This is a genomic window from Prosthecobacter sp. GW821-HT29F12, assembly GCF_058803405.1.
In genome coordinates this window covers 767,544-786,275 of record NZ_CM179517.1, presented here as the reverse complement: position 1 = coordinate 786,275, position 18,732 = coordinate 767,544, and the positions used below count along the sequence as shown (strand labels likewise).

Below are 18,732 nucleotides of genomic sequence, written 5' to 3'. Positions count from 1 at the left end.
TCAAAGGGTGGTGAGAGGTGTGGTGCGGGGTTCAGGAAGGCTGATGCTCACGTTGTCCAGCGTGGCGATGATCTCCGTCTCAAGCGCCAGCCGGTAGCTGCGGCCCTCGCGCATGAGCTCGCCGCTGGCGTAGCGGCCCACGTAAACCTGCGTGCCGCAGTCCAGCGCGGCCAGTTTGCACTCCGGCCCGCGTGCCACCACGACGGCCTCCATGCGTGTGCTCGCGCCCTGCACCGCCGTGGGCAGCACGATGCCGGCTGCGGTGGTCTGCTCCTGCGGCGTCACGTCCAGCAGCAGGTGATTTGTCAATGGGTGAATTCCAGGTGGTTTCATAATCGTGTGGTTGTTGGTGCTATTTCTTGGTATTGGTGGTCAAAGTAAAAATGTCTGTGTCATCAGCAGCGACGCATCACTCACGCCTTCCTCCGCACCCAGCCCGCATTCGCCAGCTCGATCCGCGAATCCGCGTGCCCGATGCCCGCGCGCAGCGCATCCTCCGCCACGCCCAGCAGCGCCGCCAGGGCCTTCAGCCTCTTCGGCGGCTCCACCAGATCATACGCGGCCTCATGCAGCGGCCTGCCGGCAATGAGCGGCGGCACCACTGCCTGCACGCTCGCGGCCGCCACTGAAGCGGTGGCCGCATCTGCCACAGCAGCCTTCGCTTTCACATCCGCCTCGGCCTTCAGCGCCTTCTCTTGCGCCGAGGCGGGCGCAACGGTCGGCTCAGCACCCGGCCCAACCACGATTCGGGTGTCAGTGCTCGTGTCCGTTGCGCCCATTTCGGTGAGATTCGTCAGCGGCGTGGGCTTCGCCGCAGTCGGTGCATCCAGCGTCACCACCATCGCGTGCGGCAGACGGCGCTGTTCCATGAGATCATGCGCCAGGCGTCCCTTCCCTGCCTGCCACAGGTGCAGCGGCACACGCAGGATGTGCCCCTCCAGTGCCGACTCAAAGCGGAAGATGTAGGAGCGCGTCCCCTTGTCGTGAAAATCATACGGCGCATTGTTCCCCACGCCCACCAGCTTCACGACGACGAGCGGATCATCCGCGCGTCGATGCTTCGCCAGCAGCGCGGAATCAACGCGCGCCGGCAGGGTCATAACAGTGGTGAGAGAGGGACAGGCAGTGGTGTTGGGCTTCATAAAAGGTGAAAAGTAAAATGGGTCTGAGGTATCGGGGGCATTCATGCCCCTCTTGGAATTCTGTCTCGTCTCCTGTTTCCTCCCTGGGGCTCTGGCCACTGGCCGCACCCGCAAGGGAGGCAGGAGGTAAAAGTTTAAAAAATTAAGCCGTCTTATTAGAGTGGTATTTTCTGGCATCCTCTCCCGCTCTTCCTCCCTCGGCCTGGTCATTGCCACCAAGGGAGGAAGAGCGGGAGAAAGATGGGGTGCTAGCCCGCACGGCGCTTTTTCAAGACACCGTGCGGGCCGCTGTGTCGCGTTACGCGCTCAGAGTCGGCACCTCGAGGCCCGGGTGCTGGCCGGCGTGGCGCAGCACCGAGTAGCCGCTGGTCTTGCCATCCGTGCGGATGCAAGGTGCCTGGCCAAAGATGGTCTCATAGCCGCCGCCATCCACGAACGAGTAGTCGTCCTTGTCGCCCACGAGGAGGTCATCCCCCACATAGGCGCGCACGGCCGTGTCCTGGCCGAGGATGAGGCTGCACATGTCCACCGCACCATTCGCATTGCAGGGAATGATGTAGGCGCCCGCATCAAACTCAGACGTCCAGACAAAGTCCGGAGAGCAGTTCGATGTGCCGCCCGCACCACCCGCAGCACGGGTGTAGGCCGTGCCCAGGGAGTTCAGGCCCCAGGTGTCCCCGGTGGCGATGAAGTTCCCCAGCGTGGACACACCGAGGCCGGAGTTGTCGTTCGTGTTGTCGGGGTTCAGGATCGCGGTCACCTTGATCTGGTTGCCGTTGTTGCCTTCAGTGCCGCCCGTCCAGCTCACCAACCCGACGGAGCCGTCCGGATTGATGATCCAGCCGTAGTAGGTGGCGCTGGTGATGGCCGAGTAAAAGCTCGACCACGTCACACCGCCGGGAGCAGTGGCCGCGGTGCTCGTGGACTGGCCCTCATACCACTCATAGGCGTAGCCGCCCATCCACGCCATGTAGGGTGTCTTGGTGTCCGTCGCATGGCTCTTGAGAACGCAGGCCGCACTGCTGGAGTCCACACCGAATCCGGTGGAGAGCATTGCACGCGGGGCCAGCGGATCAGCGCACTGATCGTTCTCAGGATCCACCGACGCATGCTCAAAGAGGCCCACGCCGTTCCAGTCCAGCAGCTTGCCGGAAAAGAGCGGGTTTTCCTCATTGCTGCGTGCGCCGCCGTGCAGGGCCGCCTGCTCATAGCTGCTGGAGTTCTTGATGCTGGCGATCGCCGCATCAGGAATGTACACCATCGGCTTGTAAACCGGGCTGCCATGCTTGCTCGTCACCACGATGCTGCGGCCGCCCAGACGGCGCCACTGCGGGATCGCGTTGGTGATGCCCGAAGGCGTCAGCGTATCCAGCGCATTCAGGCTGGCCAGCGTCTTGCGCGCATTCGGGTAGATGGTGTTGCCCACGCCCTGCAGCTTGAGCGCCATCTTCATGTCGTTCATGCGGCGGCGTCCCAGCTTTTCGCGCAGGGCCAGCAGCACGGCGGATTTCACCCCGCCGCCTCCCGCCATGAACTTCAGCTGCTTCTTCGTGAACTTGAAGGCATCGCGCCAGAAGTCCACCACGCAGCCGAAGGTCTTGAAGTCCACGCTGGACTCATTCCCGCGCAGCGGCTGCTCACCACGCGCACCGGGGCCGCGCGGCTGGCTCATGACAGTGAATTTGACCTCGTCTCCCGCATGCGCGGAGGCGATGTCCTTGCGAACAATGAAGGGCTTTCCGGAGCCCTCCCCGCCCTCAAACATCGCAAAGTCATCCACCGAGCGCGCGCCCTTGCGGAGCTGCTGGGAATAAACTTTTGCGACGACGGACGGATCAGCCGCGACGGCGGCTGCGAGTGTGGATACGACTGATTCAGCGTGATAGTTGCTCATAGGTGTTTCTCAAACGAGATGTGTTGTCTGTTGTGTTTTGATTGAAGATTAACGTGTGGTATCTTGCGGCAGTTCATACCATCCTAAGTCCAAAAAAAGGCCGGCTAGTGCCGCACTTTGACGGAGGTCAGCCTGTCCAGACTGTGGATGAACGCGTCCTGCTGCTCAGGTGTCAACTTGTCGATTTCCGCCATCGCCGTCTGGGGAGACAGCGCGCCGGCGGAGAAACCGGGGCCGACTGGTGAACCGGGCAGCCGCATCGAGTGTCTCGGCGCTGGCGGTATCAGTGACGTGCCTTTCGCGTGGCCTGGGCTGTGCGCCGCATGTCCTTTGAAAAACTTGTCGATCACCCGCCGTCCGATCTTCTCAGGCCAGTCAGGATGATTAAGGATTGGGTCGTTTTTTGCCTCTGCAAGCAAAATTTCATCATCACAGTAAGAAACAAATCCAGTGTCCTCATCCGTGATCAAATCGGAGAACTGATCCATCATGCGATTGTGGCTTTCCGACTGCTGGCCCTGCCATTGATGGTTCACCACTGCCGCCTCGCGCCGCGCCTCACGCAGGTCGATTTTGAGATCCGTCATCTGCTCCAGCAGATCTGTCGCCACCGGATCATACGTCTCCTTCGCCTGCTTGTACTGGTGCTGCAGCAGCGCCAGGTGCTGCTCCAGCTCCGCCACCTGCGGCACCTCCATCTGCGTCTGCGATTCATCAAATCCAGGCGCATCATCCTGCGCAAAACCATCCGCCGCCTGCGCCTGCCCCGTGATGCCAAACGCCTCCGCAAACGCATCCGCCGGTGCCCTGCCGGCGCGGATCAGATCCAGCGCCTGCACCGTGCGTGCGCGGTCCTCCGGCTTCAGCGCCTTGATGGACACCCGCGCTGGCATCAGTGCAGATGCCTCGTCATTCGTGCCGATTCGCGGCTCCGCATTAGGCTGCACCGCCGCCAGCGCCGCCTCCACCCGCTCCGGATCACCGCTTTCAAAATCCCTGATCTGCGCATCTGTCATCTGCGCCAGATCCGCGCCCGCCAGCGCCTCGTCCAGCGAGGACAGCCCCGGGATCACCTCCGCTTGCGAAGCAGCTCCCGCGCCCTCGGCATCGCCTCCGGCAGAAGCCAGACTGTCGAGCACCGCGCTCGCATCAGCCTCCGAAAGGTTCTCAAAGACAGCCCCCGCCTCGGCGGCGCTGGGGGTGGATGGCGTATAGTCGTCAGTCATGTTAGTGTGTGGTTGTTTGTGGTAGTGTGATCAAAAAGAAAAGGCTGGAGTCGTGGAAAGCTGCGGGCTGTGTCATTCATTCACCCGCGCCGATGACCGGCGGAGATCCCGCAGGGCACATGCTGTGGTCAGGCTTGCATGAGAGAAGTCTTGGGTCCGATTTTCAGGAGTCAAGCAAGATTGTGAAAAAATCTTATCCATGGCACTGCAGCTGGTCCTTTGTGGTATGCAGTGCCTTGACGGCAAAGCCGCCCACCCCTGCAGTTTCTCACTCCCATTCAAGCCGCACAAACTCCGCCGCGCCGCCATTCCACAGCGACGCATCCTTCGCGGCAGTGCCCGGTACGCGTGCGCAGATCCCCAGTTCATCCACCTGCGCCCAGTCCTTCAGCACCGCGCCTTTGTCAGACACAAAATCAGCCGGAGCCAGCACCACGCTCTGCGCCTCCGCGCCTCCAGTGATCTCACGTGTGCACAGGTAGCTCGCTCGTGGCCCGCGATAGCTCCGCCAGTCATTCTCCCGCACCACAAAGGTCAGCCGGTTCGTCTTCGGCATCTTCATCGAGAGCTTCAGCCGCGCCCCCACCGGTGCACGATACAGCGGGTCCGTCACCTTTCGCGTCCACATTTCCTGATGCGTCAGATTCCCCGCATTCAGCACATACCAGTCACGCAGCCCATGGGAAAAATCATCCAAGACAGCACTCGGCCGCGCCGTCGCCACCGTACCCGCAGCACGCAGCACCTCCGGCTCCGCATGCCGCAGCAGGCTGCTCACGCACACCTCCCTCACCTCACCTCCAGCGCCCGGCAGCGCCTTCATGGACACCGCCTGCGGCAGCGTGTGGTACACATTCGCAAACGCAAACAGCGGCAGATCCACCGCATGCAGAGGCAGCAGCGCCGTGTAATCCGCCCCTGCCTTCACCACCTCCGCACTGCGCCAGAAGCGCGCGCGCGGATCCGCATCCACGCTGTAGTAAATCTCCACGCGTGAAACCGGCATCACCTTCGCATCCGGCGTCACCCGCAGCAGCGGCACACCATCCGCCGTCTTCAGCACCAGCCCGCTCCCAGGCGTCTCCGGCAGCGCCGGGCCGCCTTTGAGAAAATGGTCAAACCACAGCGGCATCGCCACCGCCACCTCGGGGATCAGCCGATGATTCATATGCGGCGCCCAGCTATACCGGGTCGGCTGCCCCACGATCAACGCATTCGTCCGATACACATCATCCATCCACCCATGGAAATCATTCGTCCCGCTCCGGTGCAGCACCGGGCACTGAATGCGCGGCGCATAGGCTTCAAAACTCAGCGTCTTTCGAAACACCTCCACATCCCCAGCAATCTTCTCCTGCTGCGCCGTCCCTCCCGCAAAGGCATGCGCCTCCCAGCGCCACCCCTGCCCGCCCACCGCAGGCACCGCCGCCTTCACGCGGTCATCGCTGCCCGCCACATACATCGTCAGGTTTCCGCCCATTGAAAACCCATGCACCCCCAGCCGCTGCGCATCCACCTCCGGCTGCTGCTCCAGAAACGTCAGCCCGCGCCTGCAGCCCAATGTTAGAAGATACCAGTTGTTGTTTTTCGGGTGCTCCCGGTCCTCGTAGAACTGCTTCGGCCCCGGCAGCATCGAGGCATAGCCCGGCACATTCAGCTGCGTCGGATCCACCGCGCCCCAGTCCGTGTTCGGGTCACCCGGCTGCGCGCCCTCCATGCTGTTAAACGGCGGCTTCCCATCCCCATCACCGCCCCAGTTCACGGACAGCGCCGCATACCCGCGCCCCACCAGCAGCTTCACCTCGCTCAGAGACGCCCGCTGTCCCCCGCCATGGATGTGCATCACCCCCGGCAGCTTCCCCTTCACCCCGTCAGGAAACCCATAGATCGCCGCCATCCGCGCCGGCTTCCCTTTAAAGCTGCCGATCAAGTAGCGCACATGCCTATACACCCCGCCCTCCTCCTTCCACTCCCGGATCACCTCCGTCTCCAGCGCATCCCTGCGCGGATCAAAATCCGCCCACAGCTCTGCCACCGATCCTGGCACCTTCTCCACCGCCTTCTCCACCGCCTTCACTAGCGCAGCACTCATCAGCAGCAGAGCAGAAAACAAAACAGAGCAGGCGGGTTTCATGAGGCGGGGTGGTGGGGTGAAGCAGAGCACCCGAGACGAACGCGCCATGGGCATCGTTTCGCGCAGAGTCCGGCCTGTTTGCGCTGCTTTTTGGGCGTTCGAATCACGCGTCGTCACGCTGACTCAGCCCGGCAGCATGCCCGGCTTGAATCCCCACCCCCATGACAATCCACGCACAGTCTCCGACATTTACCTAACTCACCCACCCCATAGCGTACCACCTCATTCAGGATACCACCCTGCGGCATAATCCACCACGCTTCACCCCTCGCCCCGCTCCGGCCATCCCAACCATGAAAAGCATCCAAGTCTTTGAGCCGCCCATGCGCTTCACCACCGGCCCTCGCAGCTTCGATGTGGATCCAAACTTCGTGACCTTTGACGACATGCTCCTGCAGTTCCGCATCAGCGGCATCCGCGTCGAGCGCTTCAATCTCGCGCAGCAGCCCATGGCCTTTGCTCAAAATGACACCGTGAAAGCTCTCATGATCAAAGAAGGCACCCAAGTCCTCCCGGTGGTCTTCTTGGATGGAGAGCTCCACCTCAAAGGCCGCTACCCCAACAAGCACGAGCGCCACGCCTGGTTTCGCGCCGCCTCCACGCACCGGAGTGCAACCGCATAAGCCTGCGCAGTGCCGGGCTCTACCTCCCCTCCCTCCGCCGCGCACGCCCTTCACGTGCGCATTCGTCGTTCCTCCTGCTCAAAGACAATCCCCGCACACTCACCGCCATTTACTTGGCGAATTCACCAAATAGTATTCCCTTGGCCACCGGAGGTCTCCACCCCATGGTATCTCTCCACGCGGCAGGCATCTTCACCACTCTCCCCATGAAAAGCATCCAAGTCTACGATCCACCCATGTGCTGCTCCACCGGCATCTGCGGCACAAACATCGATCCCGACCTCGTGAACTTCGCCGCCATGCTCGCGCAGTTCCAAAAAGCAGGCATCCAGATCGAGCGCTACAATCTCGGCCAGCAGCCGGGGGACTTTGCGTTGAATGACGCCGTGAAGACCCTCATGATCGCCGAGGGCACCGAGGTCCTGCCCCTCATCTTCTGGGATGGCCAGCTCCACCTCAAAGGCCGCTACCCCACCAAGGACGAGCGCCCCGCCTGGTTCCAGGCAGCATTCCCACACGAGGAGACCGCCACATTATGAGCCTCCCCCTCTACCAGCCCACGGCCGCCACCACCACGCGCTTCCTCTTCTTCACCGGCAAAGGCGGCGTCGGTAAAACATCCCTCTCCTGCGCCTGCGCACTCCGCCTCACTGAGGCCGGCAAGCGCGTCCTCCTCGTCAGCACAGATCCCGCGTCCAATCTCGATGAAGTCTTGGAGACCCCCCTCACCAGCGCCCCCACGCCCATCCCCGGTGCCCCCGGCCTGCACGCGCTCAATATCAATCCCGTCGCCGCCGCCGCCGCGTATCGTGAGCGCCTCATCGGCCCCATGCGCGGCCTCCTCCCCGAGTCCGCACTCCGCAGCATGGAGGAGCAGCTCTCCGGCTCCTGCACCGTCGAGATCGCCGCCTTCGATGAATTCTCCGGCCTCATCGGCGATCCCGCCGCCACGCGTGATTACGATCACGTTATCTTCGACACCGCACCCACCGGCCACACCCTCCGCCTCATGAGCCTAGCCAAGGCCTGGGATCAGTTTCTCGATACCAACACCAGCGGCACCTCCTGCCTCGGCCCCCTCGCCGGACTCGAAAAGCAGCGCGTCATTTACGAGGCCACCGTCCACACCCTCGCAGACGCCGCCCTCACCACCCTCGTCCTCGTCAGCCGCCCCCAGGCCGCCGCCCTGCGCGAAGCCCGGCGCACCTCCGCAGAGCTCCGCGACATCGGCGTGGGCAATCAATGCCTCGTCATCAATGGCACCTTTGAAACCCTCTGCCCAGATGACATCACCGCCCAGGCCATGCAGCAGCGCGGTGCCGCCGCACTCGCAACAGCGGACGACTTCATCCGCAGCATGCCCAGCTACACCGTCCCCCTGCGCCCCATCAATATCCTCGGCATCCCCGGCCTCCGCGTCCTCCTCGCACCCGCAGCACCAGAGAATGATGAAAGCCCCGGCGCAAAGCCGCAGCCGCAAAGCTGGACTCCTCCGCCGATGGAAAGCCTGGAGAGCCTCGTCACCACTCTCGAGCAGCAGGGCCACGGCGTCATCATGACCATGGGCAAAGGCGGCGTCGGCAAGACCACCGTCGCAGCCGCCATCGCCGTCCTCCTCGCCCAGCGCGGCCACGCCGTCCACCTCAGCACCACAGATCCCGCCGCGCATCTCGCGCAAACATTGCACGGCCAGGTGCCCGGCCTCACCCTCAGCCGCATCGATCCCGCCGCCGAGACCGCCACCTATCAAAGCGAAGTCATGCAGGCGCAAGCCAGTGCCATGGATGCCGCAGGCCGCGCTCTATTGGAGGAAGACCTCCGCTCCCCCTGCACCGAAGAAATCGCCGTCTTCCGCGCCTTCGCCCGCGAGGTCGGCCAGGGCACCCAGCGCTTCGTCGTGCTCGATACCGCACCCACCGGCCACACCCTCCTCCTGCTCGATGCCAGCGAAGCCTATCAGCGCGAGCTCGAGCGCCAGGCGCGCAGCACCCAGCCCGAGGAAGTCCTCCGCCTCCTCCAGCGCCTGCGCGATCCCGCCTACACCCACATCCTCCTCGTCACCCTCCCCGAGGCCACCCCCGTGCACGAGGCCGCCGCCCTGCAGGCAGACCTCCGCCGCGCCCGCATCCAGCCCTTCGCCTGGGTCATCAATCAAAGCCTCCTCCACAGCCACACCTGCGATCCCCTCCTCCAAAGCCGCGCCCACTCCGAGCAACGCTACATCGATGAAGTCGTCGCCCACCACTCCCCCCGCACCGCCTGGCTCCCCTGGCAGCCCGAGGAACCCGTCGGCCCCGCCGCCCTCGCCCGACTCGCCACCACCGGCGTGCAGCATGCTCTGGTATGATGTGTCACCCACTTTGAGGCAGCCGCCCAAAGTTGACCCGTTGCGCCGCAACGGGTCTCACTCCGTCGCACCTCTCACCGCCCCCCCCCTTCGCACTGGTCCTGCGACGCAGTTCAAACCTCATGCCCCGATCGCGCACTCGGAAGCCACCAAGAACGCTCCTCTATGGAATGCGGTTGAGCCGCGAGGCACAGTCTGTCCTTCCGAATCACATATCATCAGCTTTTCTGAGTACGTAGTTGGGGATCGCAGCCCGTTCTGGAAGCCCCGCGTCTCCCCAGATCTGCAACCAGCCAGCGCATGTTTTGTAGTCCCGGCTTTAGCCGGAATCTGGAAGCGTATTTCGTGCAAACAGCTTCAGCCCCCCTGTTACTCTCTGTTCCACACCCCAGCCGCCTTGAGTTCAAGTGCGCCCGAGTCACTTCCACCGTTGAATCTGATCAGTTCCGGCCTCTGATGATTGAGACTTGCGCGATAGACTGACGCTCCAGCCTTGAAGGCCAACGGCCTTCCGTATTTCAGCCCAGGGGTGCCGCGTGTCCTACGAAGCTCAGCTTGCCCTTCGTAGCTTTAGCGAAGAATGGGTAGAGCGAAGGAGGAAGCTTTAGCGAGTGCTCCCCTGGGTTTGTCCGCACGACCCGGGAAGCAAACCCATCGCTTTCTTGGCACACCGCGCTCACCAGCAAGCCTGACCTTCGTAGCGCGCAGCGCGAAGAATGGGCGTCTTCACGCCATTCCGCCGCAGGTCTGTGCACCGTATGCTTGAGAGCTCCCGCATCCAGACTTCACACGCATTCTATTCGTGTCGGCCCATTGCGCACGCCTCAATAAAAGGGGTGATGCATCCCATTCACCGCCATCCCGTAGGCCCGGGCCGGATGCAGCACCGCGCGCCAAAGTCTGCATTCCATTGCCCGCCCATGAATACCACATCACACCACCTTAAAACATTTTTAAACTTTACCGTTGCATTCCCAAATCACGACCCAATCCTTTTTCCGACACTCTCAAACAACCTGACGCTGTGAAGAACACGAAAGGTGCCACCGCCGCCCTGCGGCCACGCATCCGCCATGTTCTACACTCCGCCATCTCTTTTCGATCCACCCACCTACCCGCGCAAAAAGCTGCCCCTCGCAGGCAGCCCGCCAGAGCAGGCCCAGTCTCAGTCCCAGCCTGAGCCGACAGCGAGGGTCCCCTATCGCCCCACTGAACAGGCCAGTCCCCGCCCGCCGGGGAACACCATCCCGCTCATCTTCAGAGCCCTGGCCCATCCTTCTCTGCGCCGGCCAAACGCAGCGGCAGCAGCTTACTCAGACTCCTTCCCTGCGCTGCAGAGCCAGACCCAGCCAGCATCCGCGCCTGCGCCATTTCAGTCACCGGCACAGCCGCAGCAGACGCCACCCTCTGCCAGCCCAGCCACGCAGAGCACCAAAGAAGACCCGAAAGCCGCAGCCCCCGAGTCCACCCTCCGCGACCAGTCACCCACGGCCACCGCAGCGCCAGGCCCGCAGCTCTCCACCAAGCCCACCGTCGCCACGCCGCAGAGCCCTTCCCAGCCACCCTCCACACCTGCGCCAGCTCACTCACCCGCACAGCCACAGCAGACACCATCCACCCCCAGCCCAGCACCGCAAAGCACCGAAGAAGCCCCCAAAGTCGCGGCTGCCCTCAAAGAAGCCGCAGCACCACAGTCTCCCAACACGCCTGCCCCGCCCGCACCGGAGAGCCCTTCCCAGTCGACCACCCCGCCCGCGCCATCGCAGCCTCCTGCCGCGCCGCCGCAGGCACCACCCGCCCCCACCCCAGCGCCGCAGCGCACGGAAGAAATGGACCCCAAGGCCGTCGATGCCGTGAACAAGGCCACAGCCCAGGAGGAGGCGGATACGGCCCGTCAGAAGCGTGACACTCAGCTCGCTGAACTCGAAGCCAATGGCATGGCGGAGCATGCGAAGGCCCTGCGTGCACTGGATGCCGAGATGGCGCAGCGTCGTGCCGACCTCGAGAAGAAGCACCCTCAGCACGATGCGCAGTACGAGGCCGGCATGCGGCAGCTCGAAAAGGAAAAAGAAGCACGCCAGGCACCCGTGATGGAAAAGGTCCAGGCGTTTAAAAGAAAGGAGCGTGCGGATAATCTGCGCGGCGAAAATCGTCGCAAGCCGTGAAAGCAAGCTGCCAGCAACTCGTGGCAAGACCGAAGAGCAAAAGCAGGCCGAATGGAAAGCCCAGATGGAAAGAGTGGGGCTCGATCCCAACAATCACGACCATGTCAGCGCCTATTGGGATGCGAAGAGGCTGCACTACCTGAACGACGGGCGCTACGCAAAGTACGACTGGGATGGAAGCACTCCAAAAAGGGAGGGCTTCGGCTCTGCCGTCCTGTCTGACGGCAGCCTGCACGTCGCCCCGGAGTTCATCCACAACGACAAAAAATACGCAGCTGTGGTCGCGGCCAGTGGTGCCAGCGAGGCAGAGAAAGCCCGCGCCATGGCGGATCTGCCGCGCCTGCAGCAGGCCTACGCAGAGGCCATGCTGCCCATCCTCAAGCAGGCCGGAAGCACCCGTGCCGCACAGTGGATCCCCGGCATCGCCTCCTTCCAGAAGTGGCAGTCCGAGAAGCCGCGCCAGGGCTCCGAGGCGGAGCAGGCCAACGAGTACCTCAAGGAAATGAATCAACGCGGACTGTGGAGCAAGGCCACGGACAATGTCCTGCGCAATCTGCTCGTCGGCTTTGGCAATATGGGAACCATGGCCGCAGGTCTGGCAGGCATGGCTGGCATCCCGGGCGCCTCCGAAACAGCCGCCGAGTGGTCAAAGAGCGGCAGCGATTTCCTGGCCCCCATTGCCGCTGAAGGAGGAAATTCCGGAACCACCTCCGCCATCTTTGGCCACGTGGCCGGCATGATCGGCCCCATGGCCGCCTCACTGCTCCTCACACGCGGGCTCGGCGGAGGTCTGGGCACCATGTCCGCCATCTCCGGAGCCCAGACCGCAGGCCTCCAGTACGCGGAAACCTACGGACAACTCCGCGAAGAGGGCAAGACGCATGCCCAGGCATGGATGGCCACCGCCCCCTTTGCGCTGGCATCCGGCCTTGCCACCGCGTTTCTCACGGCAGCCGGTGGCCGCACCGGCTTTGAGGCCGCCCTCGCCTCCAAAGCAGGCACCCAGACCGCCAAAGAGGCCGCCCAGGGCTTTTGGAAAAACCTCCTGCTCAATGTGCCCAAGCACGCCCTCGCAGACATCCCCCAGGAGCTGCCGGACGAGCTCTTCAGCCAGATGATGTCCGCGCTGGCCACCAATCACGACGCCGACCTCGGCAAGGTCGCGGCTGACTTCATCAAGAACTCACCCCGGCTCATCGGCGCCATCGTCCTCATGGGCGGAGCCGGCGGTGCTGTGCAAACACAGCAGCAGTTCAAGAACAGCGGTGAGCAGACGCAGATGGAAGAATCCGGAGACAGCAAGCCACGGGATGAAACGAAACCGCCGCCAGCAGCAGAGCCTTCAATACCAGATAATACCACCAATGAGTCACCGCCATTGAAAGCCCTGCCAGGCAAACCCTCCACTCCGCCGCTGAGCGTGGAGCAGTCGCAGAAGCTCATCCACCATGTGATGAACCGCCCGCCCGAGCAGCGCGGCCACCCGACAACGCAGGCGGATCTGGCCCAGGCACAGTGGGTGGTGCGGGAGCAGGTACGAAAGCTGGAAAGCCAGAAGGAGCCGCTGAATGAAACGCAGAAAAAGGCCTTGGCGGATGCGAAGGCTGCACTGGCAAGGGGAGAACCCTCTCTTCCAAGCAAGCAACACGTCAGCGGCGGGAGACCTGAACTGCCGGAAGGTGCCAAACTGTTGCAGTCCTCAGAGCATTGGTTTATTTTTGAGCAGAACGGCAAGAAATGGGTGCGCTTTTATGCGCCCGAAGCAAAAAGCCCTAATGCCACCCCCGTTGAGGGAGGAACGGGTTCTGGAACTCATGAGACAGCAGCTTATCTAAATCCGAATGGACAGATATATGTAGAGGAAGGACAAAATCGCTTGACCGGAGTAGTTAAGAAAAGCCAAACTAATCAGAACACCGTGCCAGGTCATCCACAATGGTTGGAATATGAATACCATGGACCTACGGACAATATCGGAGAAGCACCTGGATACAACGATCAAAAACCATTTGTATTTGATCCAGACAATCCTTTCGTCAACCGGGAAGGTTATGATTGGTGAAGGCGGATTTAAAAGAGGAAGGATACCATTATGACATACGGAGAAAAAATTGAATACCTGCGCCAGGAAAGTCGAGACCAGAAGGCGAAAGGAAACTTTGAACGCAGCATCGAATGCATTCGAGAACTCCTCGGAATTCTGAAAGAAGATAGAATTGCATTAAAAATAGCCGCACATGAATGGCACCGCATGGCAGGCATGTATATTCGCATGGGGCGGCCTCAGGAGGCCGAAGTAGCGGCCAGAAACGCTCTGGACACCTACCTGCGCAATCGGTCACTTCTGCACGGTGAATGGCATCGCGATCTTGACGGCACCATTGCCGAGTACACCATGACCTTGTCACGCTGTTTGGTGGATCAGCAACGCTATGAGGAAGCTCTGACCTGGCTCGAAGAGTCGGCGGGCATTTACATGCTCAAGGGGGAAGATGACCCTTTCGTCAAGGAGCTCGTCATCCCCAGGCTGAACTGGCTGCGACCGAAGGCCGAAGCACAGAGCGCCGCGCGCCACAGTTCGACTCAACAGACTGGCATTTGAGAAGGCAGATGGGGATTTACCGCAAGATAAACAACGTGCCCGCCCAGTTGCCTGGCATGATCACTCAGCCAAATAATCCACTCCCCATGAAAGTCGAAATATACAGCTACAACATCAATGAGAAAAAAAAACAGGCTGTGTGAAACCTGGACCTTGGATCAAAACGGCCAAGCAATTTGCGATAACTACTCCGAGCAGAAGTCCAAGGAAATCCATGGATCCATCAACGACGACGGGCGGATTTACTATCCCAAAGACGGAGAAGACTTTCTGCGGAGCCTCCCTTGGGAATACGCTAACAGCAGCATGGTGCATGCTGTCATTGTAGAGTAACAGCCCGCATCTGAAGCGCGGCGGGGGAACCCGGTGTCAGAGAGGAGACTTCGCGGCGCCGCAGCCACCGCTGGTCTCCAGACCTTTGGCGGCATGTACGGAGACGCCGTGCAGGGCTACATGAATCTAGGCGACAACGAAGCCACCGCGCTCAACAAAGCCTTCATCCCCGCCCTCGCCGGAGCCGCCAGCACCTACCTCCTCACCGTCGCAGGCGGCGAGCAGGGCATCGAGGGCCCTGCTGCGACAGCCCGCCTTCAAGGAAAACTTCCGCCAGTGGTTCAAAGCCGTCGCCGCCGGCAGCGTCAAGGAAGGCCTGCGCGAAGAAGCCCCGGACCAGCTCATCCAGGGCATCATCGAGCGCTACACCTCCAATACCGACAAGCCCTGGAAAGACATCATCGAAGAAACCCTCCAGGCAGGCATCGGCGGAGCCCTCCTGGGCGGCGCAGCCGAAGCCACCACCACCAGCATAGCCCCTTCTGGGACGAATCAGGATCAGCCACAGTCTCAAATACCATCTAATACCACACCCGCCGGTCGGCCCTCCAATCCGCCGCTGAGCGTGGAGCAGTCGCAGAAGCTCATCCACCATGTGATGAACCGCCCGCCCGAGCAGCGCGGCCACCCGACAACGCAGGCGGACCTGGCCCAGGCGCAGTGGGTGGTGCGGGAGCAGGTACGAAAGCTGGAAAGCCAGAAGGAGCCGCTGAATGAGACGCAGAAAAAGGCCTTGGCGGATGCGAAGGCTGCGCTGACAAGGGTGGTCCCCGAAGTAAAGCCGCCCCAGCCCAATGGTCCAAACGATCAGGGAGACAAAAAAACCACAGGCCCTCAACTGCCCTTTGCCCCATCCCCGAATCTCGAATGGCATGTTCCACATGAACCAACCCGTCACCTGCTGCCGGATAAACCTTTTGATGCCACACGAAAACCCGATGGGCCGCCAAAGGTTCTCAACAAAAAAGACACAAACATTGATAATCAAAGAGGTGCCGACGGCGAGAACGAAACCGCGCTTGTCCTGGCACAGAACGGCTACTCTTACACTCAAGGAGTCCAGAACAAAATAAAGCGTGCTGATGGCTCATTTGAAGGCGTGGCTGATGGATCCTTCAAACAAACCCCAGGAATCAAGAGTGAAGTTTATTCCCCGTCAAAAAACAAAAATATCAGGGGGATCAAAGAAGAAGTAGCCCGCAAAGTCGCGGCCCAAAATTCCCCTTATTTTATCGTGCGGTTGGAGGCAGGAGGCCAGTCAGTCGAAGATTTGGTTCGCTATTTCAATGACCCTGCCAATGCCATTGAGGGGCTCAAACAACTGTTTGTCGTAAAGGAAGGAAAACTCTATATCATCCATTAATTTATGTCTGTCTCCATGCACCTTTTAACCACGCTGTCATCGAAAGATGTCATCCAATCCGTTGTCAGCAGCACCTTTGACTGCTTCAAAGTCGATCATCTCAGACAAACGAGCGGAAGCAAACTCACAGGAGATTGGGAATACGGCGTATTCTGCATCGAAGACATTCATGAGGAGGACAAAATTTCACTGAGGAAAGATCTTGGGCTCCCGGACATGAAAACACGTTTCTGGATTAACTGCGAACCGGTCTATGAAGGGCAAACCGTGGTCTATCAACTCACGTCAGAAGCTTTGAAAAAATGGCATGGCGACCTCGCACTTCTTCACGACGGTGATAGTGTCGAAGTACAGCGCATCAACGGTGAAATTCGTCTGCGCGCAGACTACCTCAATCCCGAACGCCTCGTCTTTTACCGGGACTTCGCCTGGAAGCCGCTGCCTCTGGTGCAAGAGTAATCACTTCCGTCTGAAAGACTAACGGCGTCGAAGCGGGGCAGGACATCGCCATTCCCGCCATCATTGAGGCACTGAAACTCGACGTTCCCGGCTTCCACTGGGAGCAGTAGAAAAAGGATTGCTGGAAAGGCGGTGCGGATGTGGCCAAGCTGTCCCCGCAGGCAGCGTCAAGGAAGGCCTGCGCGAAGAGGCCCCTTTGCGCTGGCAGCCGGTGGAGCCACCGGTTTTGAGGCCGCCCTCGCCTCCAAAGCAGGCACCCAGACCGCCAAAGAGGCCGCCCAGGGATTTTGTAAAAACCTTCTGCTCAACGTTCCAAAGCACGCCCTGGCAGACATCCCCCAGGAACTGCCGGACGAGCTCTTCAGCCAGATGATGTCCGCGCTGGCCACCAATCACGACGCCGACCTCGGCAAGGTCGCGGCTGACTTCATCAAGAACTCACCCCAGCTCATCGGCGCCATCGCCCTCATGGGCGGAGCCGGCGGTGCCATGAAAACGCGCCAGGATGCCAGGAACAGCCCTGAACAGACCCAAGCCGATGCATCCGAGGACGGAAAGCCCCTGGATGAAACAAAGCAGCTGCCATCGTCAGAGCAAACAATACCAGAATCTACCACTGATAACAAGATTCCCAGCTTCGATGAAGCCTTTGCCGCCAGCCAGACCATCGAGAAGATTAAAGCCCAGAAAACCCCGCTGAGCCTGAAGCAGCAGCAGGAACTCGACACCGCGGAGAAAATCTTTGCCAGAAGAACCGAAGCCAACATCCTCGCTCAAAAAGCCACCCTGGAGGCGCGCGGCGAAAAAATACACCCAACCACTGCCGCAGCCTTGGCAAAGGCTCAGGCGACGCTGGCGCGCCCTGCACCCCGTGATCGCGGCCCTCTGCCCACGATCCCTGATGCACGGAAGACTATTCAGGATCTCTCAAGCAAGGCTGCCGCAGGCACGCTCAACGCCGATGAAGCCCACCAAATGGCGCACGCCCAGCGCGCCATCGCCCAGCAGCGGGTCAATGACCTTGCTGCCGCTGAAGCCAACTGCACGCTCACCCCTGCGCAGAAAAGGCAGTTGGATCGATTCCGCGAAATCCTCGCCGCCTCCCCCTATAGCATCGAACTGCCAAAGGGGCCTCCGCCTGGTTACGATCCACATGCTGCCAATCCAGCCCACCGCGAATGGCATCCACCCCAAGGCGACAAGCCCGATCACCCAACAGCCGACAAGTTTACGCCTGAGGCGCTGGCTCTGTCTGACAATGAAATCAAAACCACAACAGAGCGCCTAAAGGCGGAAGGTCACGCCCATGACCGGCACGGGCCTGAGGTGGCTGAAGGACAGCTCGCAGATCGTTCTATGCATGGCATAGATCCCATATCCCAGACAAGAGAAGACGGTGTCAAGAGGGGGCAAGATCATTCTTATTCAGGGAATGCAACTCAGTTCACTAGTGACAGAGCAATGGTTCAATCGCTGAAGGCCGTGGAGGGCAGCCATGAATTCCTTTTAAAGTTGCAAGCCGCTAAAGCATACAACTCCACACATGCTACCCCCAAACCCCAAATCAAAGTACTTGGCGTTTCTCTCAGGGATGCCTTGGGACCTAATTACAAAGAACATGTGAGAGGCAGCACACGTGAAGGATCTGCCAATGCTCCCACAGGGAATCATCCAACAGATTTGACTGACGGCAGCATTGTCGCAATTTACCGATACAATCCTGCTACCGGTGAATACCAGCTTCATACAATGTATCCCAATCCAAAATAACAATGAACAATCCATATCAAATGGAACCAGCGCTACAGGAAATGATCTCCTCTCACTTGGATATCGAAGCCTATGCATTCGATGAACTCACTGACTGGTGCAGGAAATCTTGGCCAACATCCCAACTCGCCCGCGATTTTAAAGAGCAACTGCGCGCCGCCATTGATGCTCCGGGCATGATCACCCCCCAGATTTATCGATCATGGACCAATGATGATAATCTTGAAACTCAAGAAAAGGTGAATTCCCGTCTCAAAGAACTCTGGAACGCGTGTTTTCCAGATGATCCCATTCGGTAAGTAATGAACCCACGAGCCAACCAATAGCGCGGGATGTGCCAGCCTATTTAAAAAATAAAGTCAGGACAGCTGCTCGGTGATGAATGTTCCTATGATTGAAGCCGCCTTAAAAAGGGAAATCGGTCGGCGTTCAGCTTTGTGACCGATGCTCTCCTCCTGAAACGACAACGCTTTTGACGGAACCAAGTTAACCCACGTCTAACTGAACATGCCAGCACCTTGCCCTCCTCGGAGTGCGTTCCCTGATCACTCTGCCAAAGTGCTGACGAACGCATGGGGCGGTCAGTTTCGGCAACAACTTCGGCAGACATGCGACTGTCCTGATGATGTCTGCGGCTGTTTGCCCCAAACATGCATGAAAAGCAAGGCATCCGA

Annotated in this window: 16 protein-coding genes; 10 read left to right on the top strand and 6 right to left on the bottom strand. The window is 60.5% G+C overall.

Annotated features, from left to right (window positions below; translation table 11 throughout):
* From AC3RLQ_RS03120 to AC3RLQ_RS03100, 5 genes are all read right to left on the bottom strand, one after another.
* The gene (locus AC3RLQ_RS03120; protein WP_493034255.1) at positions 1–333 is read right to left on the bottom strand and encodes a co-chaperone GroES family protein; all 333 of its coding nucleotides are present in this window, start codon (positions 331–333) and stop codon (positions 1–3) included.
* Positions 334–413: 80 nt separating this feature from the next.
* Positions 414–1,142: a hypothetical protein gene (locus tag AC3RLQ_RS03115; protein WP_493034254.1), complete on the bottom strand. Its 729-nt coding sequence runs from the start codon at positions 1,140–1,142 to the stop codon at positions 414–416.
* 298 nt (positions 1,143–1,440) lie between these two features.
* On the bottom strand, positions 1,441–3,036 hold the full coding sequence (locus AC3RLQ_RS03110) for a hypothetical protein (protein ID WP_493034252.1): 1,596 nt from the start codon (positions 3,034–3,036) through the stop codon (positions 1,441–1,443).
* Positions 3,037–3,140: 104 nt separating this feature from the next.
* On the bottom strand, positions 3,141–4,262 hold the full coding sequence (locus tag AC3RLQ_RS03105) for a hypothetical protein (RefSeq protein WP_493034250.1): 1,122 nt from the start codon (positions 4,260–4,262) through the stop codon (positions 3,141–3,143).
* Between the two features lie 268 nt (positions 4,263–4,530).
* Positions 4,531–6,444, bottom strand: coding sequence for an alpha/beta hydrolase family protein (locus AC3RLQ_RS03100; RefSeq protein ID WP_493034247.1), 1,914 nt, complete (start codon positions 6,442–6,444; stop codon positions 4,531–4,533).
* 245 nt (positions 6,445–6,689) lie between these two features.
* Here AC3RLQ_RS03100 and AC3RLQ_RS03095 point away from each other — a divergent pair, with 245 nt between their 5' ends.
* From AC3RLQ_RS03095 to AC3RLQ_RS03070, 6 genes are all read left to right on the top strand, one after another.
* Positions 6,690–7,019: an arsenic metallochaperone ArsD family protein gene (locus tag AC3RLQ_RS03095; RefSeq protein ID WP_493034245.1), complete on the top strand. Its 330-nt coding sequence runs from the start codon at positions 6,690–6,692 to the stop codon at positions 7,017–7,019.
* Positions 7,020–7,183: 164 nt separating this feature from the next.
* Complete coding sequence (gene arsD, locus AC3RLQ_RS03090; protein WP_493034243.1) at positions 7,184–7,558, top strand: arsenite efflux transporter metallochaperone ArsD; 375 nt, start codon at positions 7,184–7,186, stop codon at positions 7,556–7,558.
* On the top strand, positions 7,555–9,366 hold the full coding sequence (gene arsA / locus AC3RLQ_RS03085; RefSeq protein ID WP_493034241.1) for an arsenical pump-driving ATPase: 1,812 nt from the start codon (positions 7,555–7,557) through the stop codon (positions 9,364–9,366). The genes arsD and arsA overlap by 4 nt, the downstream gene beginning before the upstream one ends.
* Positions 9,367–10,439: 1,073 nt before the next feature.
* Positions 10,440–11,531 (top strand): hypothetical protein, encoded by a 1,092-nt coding sequence (locus AC3RLQ_RS03080; protein WP_493034239.1) that lies wholly within the window; start codon positions 10,440–10,442, stop codon positions 11,529–11,531.
* Positions 11,491–13,593, top strand: a complete 2,103-nt coding sequence (locus tag AC3RLQ_RS03075) for a hypothetical protein (protein WP_493034237.1) — start codon at positions 11,491–11,493, stop codon at positions 13,591–13,593. Before AC3RLQ_RS03080 ends, AC3RLQ_RS03075 begins: the two co-directional genes overlap by 41 nt.
* A 30-nt stretch (positions 13,594–13,623) precedes the next feature.
* Positions 13,624–14,133 (top strand): hypothetical protein, encoded by a 510-nt coding sequence (locus AC3RLQ_RS03070; protein ID WP_493034235.1) that lies wholly within the window; start codon positions 13,624–13,626, stop codon positions 14,131–14,133.
* Between the two features lie 535 nt (positions 14,134–14,668).
* Here the strand turns inward: AC3RLQ_RS03070 and AC3RLQ_RS03065 are convergent.
* Positions 14,669–14,980: a hypothetical protein gene (locus tag AC3RLQ_RS03065; RefSeq protein WP_493034233.1), complete on the bottom strand. Its 312-nt coding sequence runs from the start codon at positions 14,978–14,980 to the stop codon at positions 14,669–14,671.
* 84 nt (positions 14,981–15,064) lie between these two features.
* On the opposite strand from AC3RLQ_RS03065, the gene AC3RLQ_RS03060 reads away from it, so the two are divergent.
* The 4 genes from AC3RLQ_RS03060 (at position 15,065) to AC3RLQ_RS03045 (ending at position 18,357) form a co-directional block, all read left to right on the top strand.
* Positions 15,065–15,829 carry a hypothetical protein gene (locus AC3RLQ_RS03060; RefSeq protein ID WP_493034231.1) on the top strand — a complete coding sequence of 255 codons (765 nt, stop codon included), beginning with the start codon at positions 15,065–15,067 and terminating at the stop codon, positions 15,827–15,829.
* Positions 15,830–15,832: 3 nt separating this feature from the next.
* Positions 15,833–16,288, top strand: coding sequence for a hypothetical protein (locus AC3RLQ_RS03055; RefSeq protein ID WP_493034230.1), 456 nt, complete (start codon positions 15,833–15,835; stop codon positions 16,286–16,288).
* A gap of 369 nt (positions 16,289–16,657) precedes the next feature.
* Positions 16,658–18,058 (top strand): hypothetical protein, encoded by a 1,401-nt coding sequence (locus AC3RLQ_RS03050; protein ID WP_493034221.1) that lies wholly within the window; start codon positions 16,658–16,660, stop codon positions 18,056–18,058.
* A 2-nt stretch (positions 18,059–18,060) separates the two neighbouring features.
* A complete protein-coding gene (locus AC3RLQ_RS03045) occupies positions 18,061–18,357 on the top strand; it encodes a hypothetical protein (RefSeq protein ID WP_493034213.1) in 297 nt (98 codons plus the stop codon).
* The last annotated feature ends 375 nt before the right edge of the window (positions 18,358–18,732 follow it).

What these genes read in the sequence shown, in the direction of transcription:
- AC3RLQ_RS03120 (WP_493034255.1), bottom strand. Translation starts at nt 333, where the DNA reads ATGAAACCACCTGGAATTCACCCATTGACAAATCACCTGCTGCTGGAC.
- AC3RLQ_RS03115 (WP_493034254.1), bottom strand. Translation starts at nt 1,142, where the DNA reads ATGAAGCCCAACACCACTGCCTGTCCCTCTCTCACCACTGTTATGACC.
- AC3RLQ_RS03110 (WP_493034252.1), bottom strand. Translation starts at nt 3,036, where the DNA reads ATGAGCAACTATCACGCTGAATCAGTCGTATCCACACTCGCAGCCGCC.
- AC3RLQ_RS03105 (WP_493034250.1), bottom strand. Translation starts at nt 4,262, where the DNA reads ATGACTGACGACTATACGCCATCCACCCCCAGCGCCGCCGAGGCGGGG.
- AC3RLQ_RS03100 (WP_493034247.1), bottom strand. Translation starts at nt 6,444, where the DNA reads ATGGCGCGTTCGTCTCGGGTGCTCTGCTTCACCCCACCACCCCGCCTC.
- AC3RLQ_RS03095 (WP_493034245.1), top strand. Translation starts at nt 6,690, where the DNA reads ATGAAAAGCATCCAAGTCTTTGAGCCGCCCATGCGCTTCACCACCGGC.
- arsD (WP_493034243.1), top strand. Translation starts at nt 7,184, where the DNA reads ATGGTATCTCTCCACGCGGCAGGCATCTTCACCACTCTCCCCATGAAA.
- arsA (WP_493034241.1), top strand. Translation starts at nt 7,555, where the DNA reads ATGAGCCTCCCCCTCTACCAGCCCACGGCCGCCACCACCACGCGCTTC.
- AC3RLQ_RS03080 (WP_493034239.1), top strand. Translation starts at nt 10,440, where the DNA reads ATGTTCTACACTCCGCCATCTCTTTTCGATCCACCCACCTACCCGCGC.
- AC3RLQ_RS03070 (WP_493034235.1), top strand. Translation starts at nt 13,624, where the DNA reads ATGACATACGGAGAAAAAATTGAATACCTGCGCCAGGAAAGTCGAGAC.
- AC3RLQ_RS03060 (WP_493034231.1), top strand. Translation starts at nt 15,065, where the DNA reads ATGAACCGCCCGCCCGAGCAGCGCGGCCACCCGACAACGCAGGCGGAC.
- AC3RLQ_RS03055 (WP_493034230.1), top strand. Translation starts at nt 15,833, where the DNA reads ATGTCTGTCTCCATGCACCTTTTAACCACGCTGTCATCGAAAGATGTC.
- AC3RLQ_RS03050 (WP_493034221.1), top strand. Translation starts at nt 16,658, where the DNA reads ATGATGTCCGCGCTGGCCACCAATCACGACGCCGACCTCGGCAAGGTC.
- AC3RLQ_RS03045 (WP_493034213.1), top strand. Translation starts at nt 18,061, where the DNA reads ATGAACAATCCATATCAAATGGAACCAGCGCTACAGGAAATGATCTCC.